The organism is Dermatophilaceae bacterium Soc4.6 (genome assembly GCA_039889245.1).
Classification (GTDB): domain Bacteria; phylum Actinomycetota; class Actinomycetes; order Actinomycetales; family Dermatophilaceae; genus Lapillicoccus.
Map to the genome: position 1 here is coordinate 4,605,836 of JAZGVH010000002.1, position 18,244 is coordinate 4,624,079.

An 18,244-nucleotide genomic window follows, 5' to 3' on the forward strand; every position below is an offset into this window, starting at 1 on the left:
CTCGCCGAGGCCGGCGCCGTCGCGTCGGTCGGCTCGACCGGCGACAGCTACGACAACGCCCTCGCCGAAGCGTTCATTATCTGGAGCCCTCCGGAGGGTGTGTCCGACGTAGCTCACGAGGCCGATCCGGTGCGTCAGCGACACGTTATCTGGAGCATGTCTTCGACGTCCCCCACGTGGCTGGCGGGTCGGAGTAGAAGAGTAGGTATCCGGCTGGAAGCCGGTGCAGGCCGACCTCGAGGTGGCGGTGCTGGTGAAGGCGCAACGGGTGCTCATGCCGGTGACGGGGGTGGAGTCGTGGACCGTCGTCGACGACGACTTCGGTCCGGTCGAGGCGGCGGAGCGGTACCTGGCGTTCCTGTCCTCGATCGAGCGGTCGCCGAACACGGTGCGGGCGTACGCGCACAGTCTGGCGTTGTGGCTCGAGTTCCTCGCCTTGAGACGCGTCGACTGGGCCAGCGCCGGAGTCGAGGACGTCTCACGGTTCGTGTCGTGGCTGCGGGCACCGGCCGCGAACGTCATCGTGCTGGATGCTGCAACGGCCCGCCGCAGCGAGGCCACCGTCAACCGTCACCTGGCGGGCGTGTTCGGCTTCTATGACTTCCACGCCCGCACGGGTGTGGCCCTGGCTGAGTCGTTGGTCGCGTGGCGCCGTGTACCGAGGGGGTCGTTCAAGCCGTTCCTGCACCATGTCACCAAGGGACGCCCGATCGCGACCAGACCCGTCAAGCTCAAGGCACCGAGGCGGCTGCCGTCCACGCTGAGCGTTGAGGAGGTCGCGGTGATCCTCGGCGCCTGCACGCGGCTGCGAGACAGGTTCCTGCTCGCGCTGCTGGCCGAGACCGGGATCAGGGTGGGTCAAGCGCTCGGGCTGCGCCACAGCGATCTGATCTCTCGTCGGTGCGAGCTGCGGATCGTGCCGCGTGACGACAACGCCAACGGCGCCCGCGCCAAGACCAAAACCGTTGCCGTGCTGCCCGTTTCAGCGCCGCTGGTGCGCCTGTACAGCGAGTACATGCACACCGAATACGGCGACCTGGACAGCGACTACGTCTTCGTCAACCTGTTCGCGGCACCGGTCGGGCGACCCCTGCGGTACGACGCGGTCGCGAAGCTCGTGGCCCGCCTGCGGGCCGGGACCGGGATCGAGTTCAGCCCCCACATGCTGCGCCATACCCGGGCGACGGAGCTGATCCGGGCCGGTGTCCCGATCGAGATCGTCTCGAACATGCTGACCCACCGCTCGGTCGTGACCACGAGCGAAACGTACGTCCATCTCGGTGTCGAGGACGTGCGGGCCGAGCTCGTCCGCGCGGGATTCTGGGTCGAGCGGCCAGCCACTCGCCCGGTCCTGCAGGCGGACCCGTCATGACCATCGCGCTGCACGCCAACCGGGCTGGCGCGCTGAGCCTGCTGGACAAGCTGGGAGCGGCTGTCCGACCGGAGTTCGCGGTCGACCTGATCCACATCGATCCCACCCACCCCGTCTTCGCGCGCGGGCAGTGCCGCGTCACCGACTGCGAACGCGGCGCCTGGACCAAGTTGCTGTGCAACAGCCACTACGGACGGTGGGTCCACGAGGGCCGCCACGACCTGGACCTGTTCGCGGCCACGACCGGCCCGGTGGTCGGCGGTCACAGCGACCGGATCGACGCGTTCGATCTTCGCGGGTTGCCGTTGCAGCTGCGGTTGGAGGTGGCCTACTCCATTCAGATCCGCCACGATCATCGAACGATCCGCCTCGTCCCGATGATGATCAACCGCCTCGTGAGGCTGGTCAGTACCGCCAGGGTCGACTCGCTGCTGGACCACGGGCTGGAGCGCTGGACCTTGCTGGCCCTCGAGCACGGCCTGACCGACACCGGTGGCCGGGCGATGGGCCAGCTGCGTTTCGCGTGGCGGCAGGTGCTCGACCTGGACGAGGGCATCGACGCCGAGGCCGAGTTCGCTCGAGACACCTGGCGGGCAGCCGCACTCGGGGCGCGACCGTCGCCGAAGAAGGTCCCACCCATTCGGTTCGACCACATCCCACAACCGTGGCTGCGTGAGGCGATCAAGCGAGCCTGCCGCTACCGGCTCGGCGCCGGTAAAGCGTTCGGATCGGTCAGCATCGACGAGCGTGCCCTGCGCTGGTTCGCCGGGTTCCTGCATCACCATCACCCGGACGTCGATGATGCCAGCGGGATCAGCCGGCAGGTCCTGGAGCACTACCTGTCCTGGCTCACCGCGGCGCCGCAGTTGTCGGGCAACACGACGAACACCTACCTGGTCATCCTGCGCAGCTTCCTGCAGGCCTGCCACCGCCACGACTGGATGCCCGGCCTCTCCGGTCACGCCGCGCTGTACCTGGACGAGCTGCCACCGCGGCCGCGTCCCCTGCCACGGTTCATCCCCGAGTTCGTGATGGCCCAGCTCGAGGACCCCAACAACCTCGCCCTGCTCCCCGACGAGACCACCCGACACCTGCTGATCCTCATCCAGGAGACCGGCCTACGCGCCAATGACGCCTGCCTGCTCGAGTACAACCCCGTCATCGTCGACAGCGCCGGCTGGCCCTGCCTGAAGTACGTCAACCACAAGATGTCCACCGAGCAGCTCGTCCCGCTGTCGCAGCGGGCCGCCGACGCCGTCCGCGCCCAACAACTGCACCTGAGCAGCCGCTGGCCAGCCGGATGCCCGAAGCTGTTTCCCTCGCCTCACGCCAATCCCGATGGGGCCCAACCATTCTCCTACGCCACCCTGCGCCAGCGCCTAGCCGACTGGCAGGAGAAGATCAGTCTCCACGACGAAGCCGGCCAGGCCGTGTCCGTCACCGCGCACCAGTACCGTCACACCCTCGGGACCCGGTTGATCAACGCCGGTGTGCCGCAGCACGTCGTTCAGAAGATGCTCGGCCACGCCTCACCCCAGATGACCGCCCGGTACGCCACGATCCACGACGCCACCGTCCGCGCGGCCTTCGACGACTACCAGCAGCGGCGCGTGGACATCCACGGTGACCGCCTCCCGTTCGACCCCCACGGTCCCAGCGCCGACGCCGAGTGGATCAAGCACAACCTCGCCCGGGTGCAGGCCAGCCTGCCGAACGGCTACTGCGGACGACCACCGCAGCAGGACTGCCCACACCCCAACGCCTGCCTGACCTGCCCGGACTTCCAAACCACCACGACGTTCCTGCCGATCCACCGGCGCCAACACGACGACACCCTCGAACTGATCGACCTGGCCGAGCACCGCGGCAACCACCGGCTGGCCGACAACCACCGCAAGGTCGCCGACAACCTCACGAGGATCATCTCCGCGCTGGAAACCCTCGAGACCCTCGGGATCCATGACGCCCCAGCCGGACAGGACACCCCCGATGCGCGCTGACAACACCACAGCCCTCACTGCCGCGAGCCGGCACCGAGCCGAATCGGCTCGGGAGCGGGCCCGCGCGGCCATCCATACCCTCGACCACGCTGGCACCCCCATCACCTACGCCGCCGTCGCTCACACCGCCGGCGTCTCGCGGACCCTGCTCTATCGCGATCCCCAGCTCCGCGAGCAAATCAACCGGCTTCGAGCTCCCGCCACCCGCAGCCCCCGTCAACCCGCAGCCCAACGGATGAGCCAAGCCTCCCGCGACGAACAGCTGACCACCCTCCGCCAGGAACTCCACACCCTGCGAGCAGAGAACCACGCGCTCCGCCTGCAACTCGCCACCCGCATCGGGCAGGACCGCACCGCCGGCCGCGACGCCCCCGTCAGCGACATGTAGCCGACGCAGACATGCAGGTCACCGGCCACATCCGACCAAGTGCTCCAGATAACGTTCAACTCCCTCTTCAAGGCCGAGTTGATCCGGAACAAGGGGCCCTGGGCCGGGATCGACGACCTCGAGATCGCGACCGCCGAGTACGCCGACTGGTTCAACCGCCGCCGCCTCCACGGAGAGATCGGCACCATCCCACCCACCGAGTACAAGATCAACTATTACGCTCAGAACACCGCGACGAGAACTGTTGAGGCGTCGGTTACGAGCCTCCGCTAGACCCGGTACGAGACAGATCTCGAGCAAGGGTGCTGGCGGGCTGGACGAGGGTTCTCCCACCCGTCATGACGAACCCCGTCCCGCGTGGTCACTGGCCGGTGAGAGCACGGGCCGGGAGTCGTCCGTTCGCAACGAATGGAGGAACCCTCGTGTCCATCGACACTACCGACCTCAGCAGCGACCCTGTCGCTGATCGGGTCGTGCGCGTGCAAGCCGGGATCGACGCCGCCGTGGTCGCCAACCACCAGGTCACGATCCGCGAGACCACCCGCACCCAGGCCACCGTCGCCGTCTTCGTACCCCCCAGCCACCCGGATGCGTACCCCCTTCCGTAGGTCAGACGGGGGTACGTATCCGGGGACGTCCGATCGAGACCGTCTCGCCGTCACCCAACGGCGGAAGGAACTCGACATGAGCGTGGCACAGTATTTGGGCTTGACGGACCCCGACATCGGCGACCTGGCCGTGGCAAGGCAGCGGTGGACCCATTGGCGTTCGAGGTACGAGGCGCTGCACGTGGTGGATGACTTGGCGGAGTTGCCCGCTTGGCTCAGTGATGCCGACTGCGCCTCAGCAGATCGTGTATTGCTCGCAATGGCGCAGCTCTCGGCTCCTGACGGCGGCGATGACGTGGTCGCGACCAGCGCGCTGGCCTGGCTGCTCGTGCCGGGGGCGAGCATGCTGGCGCATCGCCTGGGGGGGCTGAGCGCTCGCGTGGACGAGCTGGTGGCCGCCCAGCTGTGGATGGAAGCCAGGACGTTTCCGTGGCGGCGGGGGTGGAAGGTCGCCGCGAACGTCCTGATGAACACCCGCAAGGGCGTGTTGCGTGACCTCGGGATCGGTGTCCTGGCCGACCAGACCTGGGCCCACACTGTCCCCCTAGAACCCACCGCCGACCTTCTACTCGAGGCCGTCTTCTGTCTCACCCAGGACGACCCGGATGCGTGCACCCCGGAGCAGGAGCTGCAGGACCTCCTCACCGGTGCCATGGCCAAGCGCGTCGTGAACCCTTCCGACGTAGAGCTCCTCCTCGCCCTGGCCTCGGCCGCCGACCAGTGCGCACTCTCCCGCTCGACCCGCGGTCACGGGGGGCTCATGTCGCTCGAGGCGTCTGACGCCGTCGCCAGTGCGCGAGGCGTCTGTGGCCGGACGGTACGGCGTCATGCTGCCCGCTCGGTCCGTGATCTGCGTGTCCACTTGCGTGTCCCCGCCGAGTGTCTCGCCGGCTGATGGTGTCCACCGAGCCGCCGATCGCGGCATTAGTTCGGGAGGTGATGACCGTGACGAACCCGACTGGACTCCGGACCCTGCTCATCAGGGCCCTCATCAATGCCGGCGACGGCGCCACGCGCAACGTCCCCAACGGGCGCGCCGCACGGCGAGACCAGCGATGACGGCCACCCCGAGTCTCGGCACGACCCGGGAGAGTGTCGTGACCGTCCACGAGCTGAAGCGGGCGTGGCTCGCTCTGGAGCGGGGGCAGTTCCGGCAGCCCGGCGTCGGTGGATCCCGGACGGTGACGATCCACCCGGCTCAGCAGTCGAGAGCCCCAGGTGCGGACGTCGCATGGCAGGCCGTGGAGCCCGTGCTGCCCGTCGTCGGCTGCGCCGGCTCGGTCGGGGCGTCCACCCTGGCCCTGGCCCTCGCCACCGCGGCGAGCAGTCCGGACGCCGGGATCGCGCGGACTCGGGTCGTCGAGTGCTGCTCCGTGACCGCGTCCGGGCTGGCGGCGGCCACGACGGCCGAGCTCGGCCCGCACCCGGCCGGCTGGGTCCAAGGCACCCGCGGTGAGGTCCTCCTGGAGCGGGTCGTTGACGCGGTTCGAGCCCCAGACGAGGTCCCTCGTCCGAGTATCGACGCTCCGTACCCCGTGTCATTGACCGTCCTCGACGTCGGCTGGGAGTTGGGACTGCTTCTCGGAAGCGCCGGCTGGCTGAGCGACCAGGTGCGGCGGGCGCCCCATGTCGTGGCCGTGGCGCGCGCGACGGTCCCCGGGCTGCGTCGACTCGAGGGCGTCTTGGCGATGCTGGCCGGGACCTCGGTCACGGCCGCCGTCCTTGGGCCTCGCCCGCCCATCGGACATCTTCGAGGGGGTCGAGGGTTGCGTGGCATCGAGTCGAGCATGGGCGCGCGGACTCGCGAGCTCGACCGGGACGGCCGGGTTCAGCGCATCCTGCTCGATCCTCGCCTGGCGCATCGAGGCCTGGACTCGCAACCGCTGCCCGCCCCGCTCCTGAGTGCCGCGCAGCGGCTCCTGGCCGCCGCGACCGCGGCACCGTACCCATCCGCCCCATCCGCCCCATCCGCGCAGACGAAGGGACGCCCCGAATGACGCTCCTCACCCGCACCACGACCGCCTTGGCACAGGTTTGTCCGGTCGCTCCACCGGGCGCGCAGGTGTACGCCGACCAGCTCATGGGCTACGTCCTGTGGGGTGTGATCATCCTGTTCGTCCTGGGTGTCGTCGTCAGCATCGGTGCCATCGTCGCCGGCCGGATCTTCGGGATGCCGCACGCGTCGAAAGCCGGGATCGTCGGCGTCGCGGTCATCTTCCTCGCCGTGATCGCCTACCTGGTCCTGCCGGGGATCGTGCACACCATGACCGGCAGCGGGTGCATCTGATGCGCGCGACCCGATTGACCAGCACCGCCCCGGGTGCCGCTGGTGGGGTCTGGGGGAGGGCCAAGCTGAGGGCCATCCTCGCCGCCGGGATCGCGGGCGCGGTGGCACTCGTCACCGGCCTGGGGCTCGCCGTGTTCTACGGGCTGAGGACGGACGGTGGCTCCAGTAGCTCCGTCCACGACGTGGCCTCGTCTGCGTCGCCGGCCGCCTCATCCCCGGTCACCGGTGCGGCTGTCGCTGGGTCTGGTCGTTCCATGCGTGACGTGGTCGCCGCCCGGCCCATGATGTCGGTGACTGCGCAGGATGCCCGCCGCGGGGTCCCGGCTGCGGTGGCCGGTCCCGTCATCCACGTCCCGGCGGCCACCGTTCCCGGGGCAGCCGGGGTACCCACCGGGTTCCCCCACACCCCGCAGGGGGCGGTGGGCCAGCTCGCCGCGATCGAGACGACCGTCCTGCGGGGCATGTCCATCGGGCAGACGACCACGGTCTACCAGCGGTGGGCGTTGCCGGGAGGCGTCGGCGCGGCCAAGTGGGCAATGACGAGCAACGTCCAGAGCTTCCTCGGCAGCGCCGGCCAGGGGCAGACCAAGGACCTGGCCGTCGTCGTGACCACCGTCCCCGTCGCCGCCCAGGTCAAGGGCAGCGACGGACCCGACTGGGTCCTCGCCTGCGTCCTGCTCGACATCCGCGCCACCGTCACGACCGAGGCGCGGATGGCCTTCGGCTACTGCGAACGCATGCAGTGGACCCCCGACACGGGTGGTCCCGCCGACCCGGGCGCGCAAGCCGGGACCAGCACGCATGGCCGGTGGATGATCGCGCCGGGCACTCCCGCTGCACCCGCCCCCTCCACCTGGCCCGGGACCGAGCTGTCGTTCGCGGCAGGCTGGCGCACCTGGGTCACCGAGGCCCCGTCGCCGACCCCGCCCACCTCGGCCCCAGGCGACCCCGTACGAGTGCGGGGATCGGCGTGAACTTCCTCAACCCCTTCACCTATCTCGGCTCCGCCGCCGGCAAGATCGTCGCCGACGGGTGGACCGCCGCCATGCTCGGCCTGTGGAACGCCGGGCTGTGGCTCCTGAAGCTGGTCCTGACGCTCGTCGACTCCTTCACCACCCCTGACCTGCGCGCCGACGGGCCGGCCGCGGCTGTATACCAGGTGACGTTCTGGATCGCTGGGGCGCTGATGCTGCTGTTGACGATGGTCCAGCTCGGGGTCGCGGCCGTCCGCCGGGACGGGCGCTCGATCGCTCGGGTCCTGGCCGGGGTGGGGCAGTTCGTCATGGTGTGGGTCGGCTGGATCGCCCTGGCCGTCACTGTGGTCGCGGCTTGTGGGGGGCTGACTCGGGCGCTGATGTCGACGCTGCTGCACATCGACCGGTGGGCCCAGTTCGACCCGCTCGGGACCCCGATCGCCACCCAGGACCTGACAGACGGCACCGTCGCCACTGTCCTGGGGTTCCTGGGGATCTTCATGGTGCTGGCCGCGATCGGGCACCTGCTGGTAATGCTGACCCGGGCTGGGGCGCTGATGGTGCTGGCCGCGACCACCCCGATCTCGGCCGGGGGGCTGGTCAGCAACGCCGGGCAGAGCTGGTTCTGGAAGAGCCTGCGCTGGTTCATCGCCGCCGCGTTCACGCCGGTGCTGATGATCCTGGTCCTCGGCATTGGCGTGAAGATGACTTCCGGCGTCGCCACCGGCATGACCGACACGCTCCAGCAGGCGATCGGGACCGCCGTGCCGGGAGTCGTCCTGATCTGCATCGGCTGCTTCAGCCCCCTGGCACTGTTCAAGCTCCTCGCGTTCGTCGACCCCGGCACCAGCTCCGGCTCCTCCCTGCGTGCCGGCCTCGCCGCCCAAGGCGGCCTCAGCGGCCTTGTCACCGGGGACAAGGGCGGCGGCGAGACGCAGGGCGACGGGCAGGAGACGACGACCGCCGCGTCCGAGACCGACCAGTACGGACGCTCCCAAGGGGAGAGCGCCGGCGCGGACGCCACCAGCTCCCGCCTGACCCACGCCGCAGGGGGTCTGACGAGCACGGCCGGGGGAGCGTGGGGCCAGCTCGCCAGCGCCAGCATCGGGGCCCTCGCCACCGTCGGAGCCCGCGCAGCCGCGGTCGGCGCCGACCTGACCAACCAGATGGGCGTCGGCCACAACACCTACGTCCCCGACTTCACCTCCACCCGAGGATCCACGGCCGGCCCCCACGGCCAGCCCTCCGACGGTGGCAACGAGGACGACAACCCCGAGATCAACGGCTCCGGACCCCACGACCCTGCACCCGGCCAGGACCCCAGCTCGCCGAACCCCGGGGGTGCGCCCTCCCCTCCGGTGCCGCAACTCTTCAGCGCTGCTGCCGCGCCGAGCGGAGGAGCCGGCCCCAGCAACCGCTCGAGCGGGGGAGCCGGTGGCTCCAGCCCGGGCGGCGGTGGTGCCGGCGCCGGCGAAGCGACCGGTGCTGCGGGCGCCGTGCCGGTGGTCCCCGTCTAAACCCCCGCCGCACCCCATCCCGTTCTGAGCGAAGGAGAAGTGATCGTGGGCGTCATCTACAGCGACTACAGCCGGGCCCGGATCGGGTGGTTCTTCGGCCTGTCCGGGTGGCAGCTGGGCGTCGTCGCCCTGGGCACCCTGCCGGTGTTCTGGTGCATCCAAGCCGGGTCCTGGGCCGCAGCCGGACTCTTCCTGCTGCTCTGGGCCGTCGTCACCGCGGTCACCGTCACCCCCGTCCGGGGTCGGTCCGCGACCGGGTGGATCGCCGCGTCCCTGGCCTTCGCCCTCGGTGGCCTGACCGGGTGGACCCGGTTCCGGTCCGCCGCCTCGCACGGCCGCGCCGACACCCTCGACGCGGCCGACCTGCCCGGGGTGTTGGCCGCGGTCCAGATCCACGACGGCCCCCCGATGCTGCGCGGCGGGGCCTCGTTTTCCCGGATCGCGATCATCCAGAACCACGCCACCCGGACCTGGGCTGTGACCGCGGCCGTGGTCCACCCCGGCATCGGGCTGCGCGAGCCCGAGGACCGCGACCGGTACGGCCGCGGACTGGCCGAGCTGCTCGACCTTGCCTCCCAGACCGAGCTCGTCGACGAGATCATCCTGCTGGTGCGTACCGTCCCCGAGGACGGCGCTGAACGCGACCAGTGGCTCACCCGCCACCGCCGTCCCCTCGAGCACCCGCCGCGCGAGTCGCACGGGCCGCGAGGGCTGCAAGGGGAACGGGTAGCGCAGAACGCCTCTGCTGCAGGACTGGTCGGGGTGCGGGTGATCAACGACGAGCTCCAGCAGTGCCTGACCCGGGCCAGCGTCCGCACCGAGTCGTTCGTCACGGTCGTCATCCCCGAAGGCCGCCTCGCCAAGTCCGCGAGGGAGTCCGGCGGCGGGCTGGAGGGCCGGGCTCGCGTCATCTACGGGGTCCTGGCCGAGATCGAGGCCCAGCTGCGCGGTGGGCTCGGGATGACCGCCGTGACCTGGCTGACCAGCCCCGAGCTCGCCCTGGCTTGCCGGACCGGGTTCGCCCCCGGAGACCGCGCCGGCATCATCGACGCCCTCGCCGCCCTCGCCGCCCGCACCACCCAGCACGACCAGCCGGCCGGCGCAGCTAGTGGACACGTGGACGCGCCGGTCTACGCGGATGTCCCGTGGGCGCTGGCCGGGCCGTCCGGGGCCGACCCCGCGGTCCGGCACTACAGCCACGACGCGTGGAACAGTGTGAGCGCGACCGTGAAGCTGCCGGTCAAGGGCGCCGCGATGGGCGCGCTGCTGCCGGTCCTGACCCCCGCCGACCCGGGCGAGCGACGCAGCCTGATGGTCGCCTACCCGATCCTGTCCTCGACTGCGGCCGGCCGGCAGTCCGCGACCAGCGAGTGGGCCGCCGACATCGGCGAGGAGCTGCGGACCAAGGCCAAGATGAAGCAGACCGCAAAGGCCCGGGACGAGGCCGACAAGGTCCGCCGCCTCGACGGGAAGCTCGCCAGCGGCAACGCGATGACCCGCCCGTATGCCGTGTGCACCGTCACTGTCCCCAAGACCGCCCGCGCCTCCGAGTTCGGCCGCCGCCTCGACGCCTCCATCCGCCGGGCCGGGTTCGCCCCCCTGCGACTCGACCTCGCCCAGGACGTCGCGTTCGCCGCGTCCACCGTCCCGCTCGGGATCAGCCTCACCCGGACCAAGGACTGACCCCGTGAACCACACCTGGAACCCCATACGGGGACCTCGCGGTGGCCACCACCGCGGCCACCTCGGCACGGACGCCGGCCGCGGCGTCGCCCGTCTCCTTGCCGACTTCGGCCATGACCTGCCCTCGATGCCGGCCAGCGGCGCGGCCCCGAAGGAGACTCGCCTCTTCCGCTCCGACTCCGGCTCTTTCCTCGGGCAGGGTCCCCGTCGCGCAGGTCGGGGGTGGGCGCCGGCGTCAGCGCCGGTGTCGACCTGGCGGATGACGTCCGACCAGGCCCCGGTGTTGTGGCCGTTCATCGCGGCCCCGGGGCTGCCGCCGACCGGCGCGCAGATGGGGGTCGACCTGCTCTCCGGTGGCTGCTTCTACGCGGACCCGCTGGGCTGGGTGTTGTCCGACGACGTGCCGGTCACCAACCCCAACATCTTCTCCTTCGGCAAACCCGGCCGCGGCAAGTCCGCCACGACCAAGGCGTTCTGCCTGCGGATGACCGACTTCGGCTACCGCATCCTCGTCCTGGGCGACCCGAAGGACGAGTATGAAGGCCTGTGCCGGTTCTTCGGGGTCGAGCCCGTCGCCATCGGCCACGGCCTGCCGACGAGGATCAACCCCCTCGCGTTCGGGCCCCTGCTTCAGGGCTGGGACGACCTGAGCCCCGCGCAGGCGCAAGGTCGTGCTGCTGTCGTCTTCGGACGCTGGCTGACCCTGATCCGCGGGCTGGTCGGCAGCCAACGGATCGGGGAGCACCGGGTCCCGTTCGGCCCGACCGACGAGGTCGTCACCAAAGCCGCCCTGGCCCACCTGACCGGGTACGCCGCCGGGCACACCACGATGCGGGAGACCACGATCCCGCAGCTGTGGCACCTGCTCGACACCCCGACCCCCGAGCTGATCGCGCAGTGCCGGTACGCCAACGAACGGCACTTCCTCGACTCCACCCGGCTCCTGCGGGACGCCCTGTCCCAGCTCGTCGGCGGGGCGCTGGCCGGGCTGTTCGACGACCACACCACCATCGACGTCGACTGGGCTGCGCCCATCCAGTCCCTGAGCCTGTCCCGGCTCGAAGCCCTAGGTGACGACGCCGTCGGGATCGCCTTGACCTGTCTGAACTCCTGGGGTCGCGGGATGCGGGAGATGGCCCCACCTGGGGACCTACGGGTGGTGGTTCGGGACGAGTCGTGGAAGCAGTTGCGGCTTGGGCCCGAAGCGTTGAAGTCGTTCGACGCCGACCTGCGCCTGTCCCGACGCGACGGTGACATCCAGTTCGCCGTCGCGCACAAACCCTCCGACTTGCTCTCCGCCGGCGACGCCGGCTCCCAAGCTGTGGCCATCGCCAAGGACCTGCTGCACCTGGCCGACATCACCATCCTGCACGGGCAAGACGTCGGGGTCGCCCGCGAGCTCGAGAGCCTTCTCGGCCTGCGGCCTATGGCCCGCGACCTCGTCACCGGCTGGGCCATGCAGGGCAAGGGCCGCGCCCTGTGGTGCGTCGGCGAGCAGCACTACAAGGTCCAGACCATCCTGCACCCCATCGAGCGCGAGCTCACCTTCACCAACCAGGCCATCACCAGTGCCGCCTGACCACCCCGACGCCCCACGCCCCGGCCTCGACGTGGGCCCGGCGTCCCCGACGGGACCACGGCCGTGAAGAAGATCGCACTGATCGTCGCTCCTGTCCTGGTGCTCCTGTTCGGCATTCCCCTGGGCGTGGCCCTGATCGTGGTCGCCCTCACCGGCCCCGCCGCAGGCGAAGAGCTCCGCACCATCGCCTGTGCGGATGCGACCCCCGCCACCGGCCCAAACGCAACACCGACGCTTCCAATCGACCTGTCGACGCCCACTGCGACCCCGACGCCGAATGTCTCCTCGCCGGTGCTTGATCCGGTGAGCCGGGCAGTGGGGGAGGGTGGCATCGGGTTCCCGCTCCCTGCCCCTGGAGTGCCCCGGCAGAACTCCCTGCGCAACCCGCCACTGCCGATCCCGCCGGCGATCAAGAACGTCTACGAGGCCGCCGCTGCCCGGTACCTGATCCCGTGGACGTTGCTGGCCGGGATCGGGATGGAGGAGACCGGGCACGGCCGGACCACCGCCACCGGTCCCGCCGGCGCGCAGGGGCTGATGCAGTTCATGCCCGCGACGTGGGCCGTCATGGGCGTCGACGGCAACGGCGACGGCCGCGCCGACATCACCAACCCCGCCGACAGCGCCATGTCAGCCGCCAACTACCTCACCCAGGAAGGAGCGACCAGCAGCCCTAACGGGGTTCGCCGCGCGATCTTCGCGTACAACCACGCCGACTGGTACGTCAACGACGTCCTCTTCTACGCCGCCGCCTACGGCGGTGGCACCGTCCTCGGCGGCGGCACCGACTGCGGCCCCACCCCTACTGGACCGAGCGGGCCGGGCGCCGGCAACCCCCAGCTCCCGCCGCTGACCGATGCCAGGCTGCGGACGGTCCTGGAGTGGGCGCTGAGCCAGGTGGGAGACCGGTACGTGATGGGCGCAGCCGGCCCTAACGCGTGGGACTGCTCCTCCTTCACCCAGACCGCCTACGCACAGATCGGCATCACCACCCCCCGCACCGCCCAAGCACAACGGGACTGGCTCGCCACCGGCAACGGCTACCGCGTCGACCCCACCCAGGCCCGACCCGCCGACCTGATCTTCTACGACTCCTACCTCGGGCCCAACACCATCGGGCACGTCGCCATGGTCCTCGACCCCACCCAGCAGACCACCGTCGAAGCCATGAACAGCACCCGCGGCGTCACCTACGGCACCTACGCCGGCGCCGCGTCTAGGCACCACATCTTCGAGGTCTGGCGCGTCGGCAACCTAACGACCCCACCGACCCCCTAGACCAACTCCACCGTTGCGGACCCACCCACCGGAGCGGGCCGTCGAAGCGAGAACCCGGTGAGTGTCCACCGGCGACGGGTTCCGTGGCATACGAGAAGAGAAAGGAGACTCACCATGCAGGGAGAACGTCGCAGGAACCCGTACCCCCTCACCTGGGAGATCCCGCTGGCCGTCCTCGTCGCGGCCGTCCTGCTGGCCGTCCTCGGCGTCCACGCCGGACGGGCAGTGGCGAACCTGGTTGCTGGCGCTGGTCTCACCCTCCCCCCGCGAGCGGAGCTGTTCACCAGCGTGGTCGCTGTCTTGCGGGGGGATGCCGGGGCGGGGCTGACGGGCGCACACGTTCCGGCGGCCCGGCTGGCCGGAGCTGCGGCGGTCACGGCGTGGGTCACCGTCGTCGAGACGCTGCTGCTGGCGCTGCTCATGTGGGCGGGGAGGGTCGGACTCGACCGGTGGGGCCCTGGTCGGATCCAGGGCATGGCCACACGGGAAGAGGCCGAACGGCTCCTCGGCCGCTCCCGACTGCGCCGGACGAGCGCGGTCGTCCGGCCCGACCTGTACGGGCGACGTTGATGAACCGGCCCGCCGTGCCGTGGCCGTGGAGGGGATTCGTCCCCGAGCAGGTGGGGTGGCGTCTCGGCCGCGGGCAGCAGCCCCGCGGAGGGGAACTCTGGATCCCGTGGGACCGCACCGCCGGAGTCATCGGACCACAAGGCTCCGGCAAGACCCTCGACCTGCTCATCCCCGCACTCCTCGGCGCCCCCGGCGCGGCCCTGGTGACCCTGACGAAGGTCGACGACCTCCTGCTCAGCATCACCGCCCGCAGCCGACCGATGTCCACCCCCGGCGGCGACCACATCACCGGCCACCGAGGAGGAGCGGGAACGAAGGTGACTGGGGGGCAGGAGTGTCCGTGCGTGGTCCTCGACCCGTTCGGGCTCGCCGTCGGTCTGCCCGAGCTGGTGTGGGACCCGATCGAGGGGTGCGTGGACCCGGTCGTGGCCGAGCGGCGGGCCAAGGCCTTCACCGCCGGGACCGTCACGGGTGCGGTCGCTGGCGGCCATGGCGACGACGCCGCCCGGTTCTATGCCGCCGAGGCCGCGAAGGTCATCCAGGCCTACTTCCACGCCGCCGCCCTGACCGGGCGGTCCCTCGAGGACGTCCTGCGGTGGGTCGCGAGCCCCCGCAGCGCGACCGACCCGACCGAGATCCTGCGCGAGCACCCCCACGCCGCCCCGTTTTGGCACGGGCTGCTGCACGGCGCCCTCCACGGCGACGACCGGACCGCGGGCAACACCACCACTACTGTGCAGCAGGCGATGAACCTGTTCTTCCAGGAACCGATCCGCCGCCGCTGCGTCCCCGGCCCCGGCCGGCCCGCCACCGACATCGCCGACGTCATCCGCGCCGGCGGCACCATCTACCTCCTCGGCCGCGAAGACCCCTACGCCAGCGCCTCCCCCCTGATGACCGCCGTCGCCGAGCACGTCCTCGACACCGCCCTACAGCTGGCGCAGACATCCCCGTGGGGTCGGCTGTGCCCACCGATGCTGGCCTGCCTGGACGAGCTGCCGTCGACCGCGCCGCTACCGACCCTGCGCACCCGGATGGCGAACGAGCGCGCGCTCGGGATCTCGTTCATCTGGGCCGCGCAGACCCGACCCCAGCTCTCGGCGATCCTCGGCGACCAGGAGGCGCGGACCCTGCTGGGCCTGACGAACAACCTCATCCTCTTCGGCGGGTCCAAGGACGTCGCCTTCAACCAGGAGATCTCCGACCTCCTCGGGCCCGTCCGGATATCCCGCACCACCTGGCAGACCGGCCGCATGGGCGGGCGAAACACCACCGGCGATGACATCCCCATCCTCACCGGAGCCGAGGTCCGCCAGCTCAAGGAACGCCACGCCCTCGTGGTCTCCGAGAACGGGAAACCCCTCATCGCACAACTCACCCGCTGCCTCGACGGCCGCACCGGGAAAGCCCTCCTGGCCGACCAACAGGACGCCAAGAACCGCCTAGGCGCGCACCCAGAACATCACGTCGCCGCCCACGACCGGAAGACCGCAGCCCTCGAGATGTCACGGCGTCACGGCCTCGCTGCCGACCGGGTCGCTGCACCGGATGCTGATCATGATGCTGTCCACGACACCAGGTTCTGATGGCGATGACAGCAGCGCACGGTGACGCATCCACGGAGGGGAAGAGTCGGTCTGCCGTGCCCATGGTGCGGCCCTTCCCTCAGCCCGGGCCACTGCTCAAGCTGGCGTATTGGGAGCTCAAGGCGGCTGTCGCCGGCACCCAAGAGCACAAGTGCAAGCTCGGTGACCCCTCACTGCTTCCACGACCGTGGGACCCCGGCAGCGTCACCCATCCCCTCCTGCGGAAGCAGCTGTGGGAATGGCTCGATGAGGTCGTCATCTGGGTCAACACCGAATACGTCTGGGACGTCGACGCCATGGTGCCAGCCTGCTGGCCCCACCACCCGCACCTGGTCCGTGAGCTCGCGGTCCTGGCCGACCAACGACGACAGGCCGCCGACACCGTCGACAGTGACGCCCTCGAGGACTGGCACCGGTACTCACTACCCGCGTTCCAACAGCGGATGGCCTCGCGCCTCGGCGTCCACTGCGACGACGGGCACCAACCCTGGCCCGCCAGGGGACGACACGCCCGCCACACCGGACCGGCCGCGACACAGGACCGGCAGACGACCTTCGTCGGGGACACCGTGACGCTGACTTCGGAGGGGACGAACGAGGCTGGGGCCTTGGTCGGTCCCCGTCTTCGCGTCCTCGACGGTCACGAAGTCGACGCTGTCACCGGTGAGGTCTACGACTAGCCCAAGCCCGAACGGGCAAGCCGACACACGATCCGACATGACGGGGACCGCTCCTCCGGCGGGGCGAGCAAGGTCACTCGACACCCAGCAGTGTGCATGTAGGGCTATGCCCGGGGGAGGGGGGTGTAGCCGGCCGTGGCCTCGACGGTCTAACGGGTTGGAGCACCTAGGAGTCGGTGACAACGCCGAACAGGGTGGCGCGGGCCAGACGGGTGAGGAGGTCAGGGTTGACCGAGCGATACCGGCCGGCCATGGACTCCAGCGCGTCGAAGGTCTCGCGTGCTCCTCGCCGGGCCTGGGTCGAGTCGACGTCGGCGCTGTCCTGAGTGCGCCAGCCGTGGTCGGTGAGCATCGCCGCCACGCCGGTGTCGAGGGTGGCCCCGGACTGGCCGGTGGCGAGGCCGAGCAGGAGGAACCACCCGGCGTGGGCGTCGAAGCCCTTGCCGATCGGCAGTCGCTCGAGCACGGCGGCGACGAGGTCACGGGGCTGGTGGGCGGCCGTGCGGGCGCGGGCGGTCGGAGTCAGGGTGCCCTTGGCCTTGCGCAGCAGGCCGAGGTCCTGCGTAGGCTGACGCAGGTCAGCGACGGGCCATGTGAGGTCCTCGCGGTTGGCCTTGCCGATCCACCAGTTCGCCACCCCCGCGGCCTGCGCGATCCGCTCGACCATGAGCGGGGGCAGGTAGCCAGCCGCCGTCAGCTTCGTGCCCTCGCCGACGGCGTCGAGCACTGCCTGCCAGGGCTTTGCCGCCCGGCGCACGTCGTCCTCGTCGAGCGGCACCGGCAGGCGTGGGCCCAGGTCGGTCAGCCAGGTCGTGGCCTGCACCCACCCCTCGTCCCGCAGACCCTGCACGAGGTCGGCCAGCGGCTGGGGGAGCCCGTGCCACAGCAGATGCTCACCGCGCGCCCACACCACACCTGCATCTCAGCGCTTGCCTCAGCGGCGTCGAACACGTCGGGGTCGTACCCGGGGGGCAGCCACCCGCGGGCGTGCTCGGCGTCGTCGAACCCGCCGGGGACGCCGTCGTCGCGGGCCCCCGCGCGGAGCCAGTCGGCGACCTCCTCGTACCCGGGGACGCCGCCGACGTCCTCGGGTGGGCAGGCCCCCGCACCATCCAGACACACCGGGGCACGGTGGGTCTGCATCAGGGGGGCGACGGACTCCAGCGTGAGCAGGTGCTCCCACCCGTCACCGAAGTCGTAGAGGTACGTCAGCTGATCACCGGGGGCGCGCAGGACCTGGTCAAGGCGGACGTCGGCCTCGCGGGTGCCGTCGTCGCCCTCCTCTTCTTCGTCGAACGGCGTAACGAAGTAGGGCTCGTCGTAGCCGTGGCTGCTGCCGGGCCGGAAGCGGTGCAGGTGGGAGTCGGTCCATCCCATCGCCGCCTGGAGAAGCGGGTGCACCGCGTCAAGGGTTAGGTCACCTCGCAGGGCCAGACGCCGCCAGATCCTGGGCTGCACCCCCATGAGCTCGATGCTGAGAGTAAGCAGACTCGGCTTGTCCGGGGCAGGTGGGAGGTCGATCGCGTGGTTAAGGGTGTCGAGACCCCCGAGAGGCGATGGGCTGCCCGTCGGTGAGCCGTCGGACTGCTGGTTCAGGGCATCGAGGTGCTCGCTGGGCAGGGCGGCGACCCAGGCCTCGAGCTACGCAGGATCCGAGGGCACAGGTCGCAGTCGGGTCACGGGCCCAGTGAATCAGGCCAGGCGCGCCACCCACTAGTGGAT

18 protein-coding genes are annotated in these 18,244 nt (G+C 70.7%); 16 read left to right on the top strand and 2 right to left on the bottom strand.

Going from position 1 to position 18,244, the window contains the following annotated elements; genetic code table 11:
• Nucleotides 1-223 precede the first annotated feature (223 nt).
• From V3N99_21460 to V3N99_21535, 16 genes are all read left to right on the top strand, one after another.
• Nucleotides 224-1,372 carry a tyrosine-type recombinase/integrase gene (locus V3N99_21460; protein ID MEO3939289.1) on the top strand — a complete coding sequence of 383 codons (1,149 nt, stop codon included), beginning with the start codon at nucleotides 224-226 and terminating at the stop codon, nucleotides 1,370-1,372.
• The gene (locus tag V3N99_21465; GenBank protein MEO3939290.1) at nucleotides 1,369-3,372 is read left to right on the top strand and encodes a tyrosine-type recombinase/integrase; all 2,004 of its coding nucleotides are present in this window, start codon (nucleotides 1,369-1,371) and stop codon (nucleotides 3,370-3,372) included. The genes V3N99_21460 and V3N99_21465 overlap by 4 nt, the downstream gene beginning before the upstream one ends.
• Nucleotides 3,362-3,760: a DUF6262 family protein gene (locus V3N99_21470; GenBank protein MEO3939291.1), complete on the top strand. Its 399-nt coding sequence runs from the start codon at nucleotides 3,362-3,364 to the stop codon at nucleotides 3,758-3,760. Before V3N99_21465 ends, V3N99_21470 begins: the two co-directional genes overlap by 11 nt.
• 39 nt (nucleotides 3,761-3,799) lie before the next feature.
• The gene (locus tag V3N99_21475; GenBank protein MEO3939292.1) at nucleotides 3,800-4,033 is read left to right on the top strand and encodes an IS3 family transposase; all 234 of its coding nucleotides are present in this window, start codon (nucleotides 3,800-3,802) and stop codon (nucleotides 4,031-4,033) included.
• Between the two features lie 149 nt (nucleotides 4,034-4,182).
• Nucleotides 4,183-4,368, top strand: a complete 186-nt coding sequence (locus V3N99_21480) for a hypothetical protein (GenBank protein MEO3939293.1) — start codon at nucleotides 4,183-4,185, stop codon at nucleotides 4,366-4,368.
• Between the two features lie 76 nt (nucleotides 4,369-4,444).
• Nucleotides 4,445-5,263: a hypothetical protein gene (locus V3N99_21485; GenBank protein MEO3939294.1), complete on the top strand. Its 819-nt coding sequence runs from the start codon at nucleotides 4,445-4,447 to the stop codon at nucleotides 5,261-5,263.
• 202 nt (nucleotides 5,264-5,465) lie between these two features.
• Nucleotides 5,466-6,365: a hypothetical protein gene (locus V3N99_21490; protein ID MEO3939295.1), complete on the top strand. Its 900-nt coding sequence runs from the start codon at nucleotides 5,466-5,468 to the stop codon at nucleotides 6,363-6,365.
• Nucleotides 6,362-6,655, top strand: coding sequence for a hypothetical protein (locus tag V3N99_21495; protein ID MEO3939296.1), 294 nt, complete (start codon nucleotides 6,362-6,364; stop codon nucleotides 6,653-6,655). The genes V3N99_21490 and V3N99_21495 overlap by 4 nt, the downstream gene beginning before the upstream one ends.
• Nucleotides 6,655-7,629, top strand: a complete 975-nt coding sequence (locus V3N99_21500; protein ID MEO3939297.1) for a hypothetical protein — start codon at nucleotides 6,655-6,657, stop codon at nucleotides 7,627-7,629. Before V3N99_21495 ends, V3N99_21500 begins: the two co-directional genes overlap by 1 nt.
• The gene (locus tag V3N99_21505; protein MEO3939298.1) at nucleotides 7,626-9,146 is read left to right on the top strand and encodes a hypothetical protein; all 1,521 of its coding nucleotides are present in this window, start codon (nucleotides 7,626-7,628) and stop codon (nucleotides 9,144-9,146) included. The genes V3N99_21500 and V3N99_21505 overlap by 4 nt, the downstream gene beginning before the upstream one ends.
• A gap of 45 nt (nucleotides 9,147-9,191) precedes the next feature.
• Nucleotides 9,192-10,829 carry an SCO6880 family protein gene (locus tag V3N99_21510; protein MEO3939299.1) on the top strand — a complete coding sequence of 546 codons (1,638 nt, stop codon included), beginning with the start codon at nucleotides 9,192-9,194 and terminating at the stop codon, nucleotides 10,827-10,829.
• A 4-nt stretch (nucleotides 10,830-10,833) separates the two neighbouring features.
• Entirely contained in the window at nucleotides 10,834-12,408 is a 1,575-nt protein-coding gene (locus V3N99_21515; protein MEO3939300.1) for an ATP-binding protein, read from the top strand.
• Between the two features lie 63 nt (nucleotides 12,409-12,471).
• Complete coding sequence (locus tag V3N99_21520) at nucleotides 12,472-13,686, top strand: NlpC/P60 family protein (GenBank protein MEO3939301.1); 1,215 nt, start codon at nucleotides 12,472-12,474, stop codon at nucleotides 13,684-13,686.
• A 114-nt stretch (nucleotides 13,687-13,800) separates the two neighbouring features.
• Nucleotides 13,801-14,256 carry a hypothetical protein gene (locus V3N99_21525; protein MEO3939302.1) on the top strand — a complete coding sequence of 152 codons (456 nt, stop codon included), beginning with the start codon at nucleotides 13,801-13,803 and terminating at the stop codon, nucleotides 14,254-14,256.
• Nucleotides 14,256-15,842 (top strand): TraM recognition domain-containing protein, encoded by a 1,587-nt coding sequence (locus tag V3N99_21530; protein ID MEO3939303.1) that lies wholly within the window; start codon nucleotides 14,256-14,258, stop codon nucleotides 15,840-15,842. Before V3N99_21525 ends, V3N99_21530 begins: the two co-directional genes overlap by 1 nt.
• Before the next feature lie 62 nt (nucleotides 15,843-15,904).
• Nucleotides 15,905-16,522 (top strand): hypothetical protein, encoded by a 618-nt coding sequence (locus tag V3N99_21535; GenBank protein ID MEO3939304.1) that lies wholly within the window; start codon nucleotides 15,905-15,907, stop codon nucleotides 16,520-16,522.
• Between the two features lie 166 nt (nucleotides 16,523-16,688).
• On the opposite strand, the gene V3N99_21540 is transcribed toward V3N99_21535, so the two are convergent.
• Nucleotides 16,689-17,345 (bottom strand): hypothetical protein, encoded by a 657-nt coding sequence (locus V3N99_21540; protein ID MEO3939305.1) that lies wholly within the window; start codon nucleotides 17,343-17,345, stop codon nucleotides 16,689-16,691.
• Entirely contained in the window at nucleotides 17,324-18,142 is an 819-nt protein-coding gene (locus V3N99_21545; protein ID MEO3939306.1) for a plasmid pRiA4b ORF-3 family protein, read from the bottom strand. The genes V3N99_21540 and V3N99_21545 overlap by 22 nt, the downstream gene beginning before the upstream one ends.
• Nucleotides 18,143-18,244: the final 102 nt, after the last annotated feature.

Coding starts and splice junctions, on each gene's coding strand:
- V3N99_21465 (MEO3939290.1), top strand. CDS start 1,369: ATGACCATCGCGCTGCACGCCAACCGGGCTGGCGCGCTGAGCCTGCTG.
- V3N99_21470 (MEO3939291.1), top strand. CDS start 3,362: ATGCGCGCTGACAACACCACAGCCCTCACTGCCGCGAGCCGGCACCGA.
- V3N99_21485 (MEO3939294.1), top strand. CDS start 4,445: ATGAGCGTGGCACAGTATTTGGGCTTGACGGACCCCGACATCGGCGAC.
- V3N99_21495 (MEO3939296.1), top strand. CDS start 6,362: ATGACGCTCCTCACCCGCACCACGACCGCCTTGGCACAGGTTTGTCCG.
- V3N99_21500 (MEO3939297.1), top strand. CDS start 6,655: ATGCGCGCGACCCGATTGACCAGCACCGCCCCGGGTGCCGCTGGTGGG.
- V3N99_21525 (MEO3939302.1), top strand. CDS start 13,801: ATGCAGGGAGAACGTCGCAGGAACCCGTACCCCCTCACCTGGGAGATC.
- V3N99_21530 (MEO3939303.1), top strand. CDS start 14,256: ATGAACCGGCCCGCCGTGCCGTGGCCGTGGAGGGGATTCGTCCCCGAG.
- V3N99_21535 (MEO3939304.1), top strand. CDS start 15,905: ATGGTGCGGCCCTTCCCTCAGCCCGGGCCACTGCTCAAGCTGGCGTAT.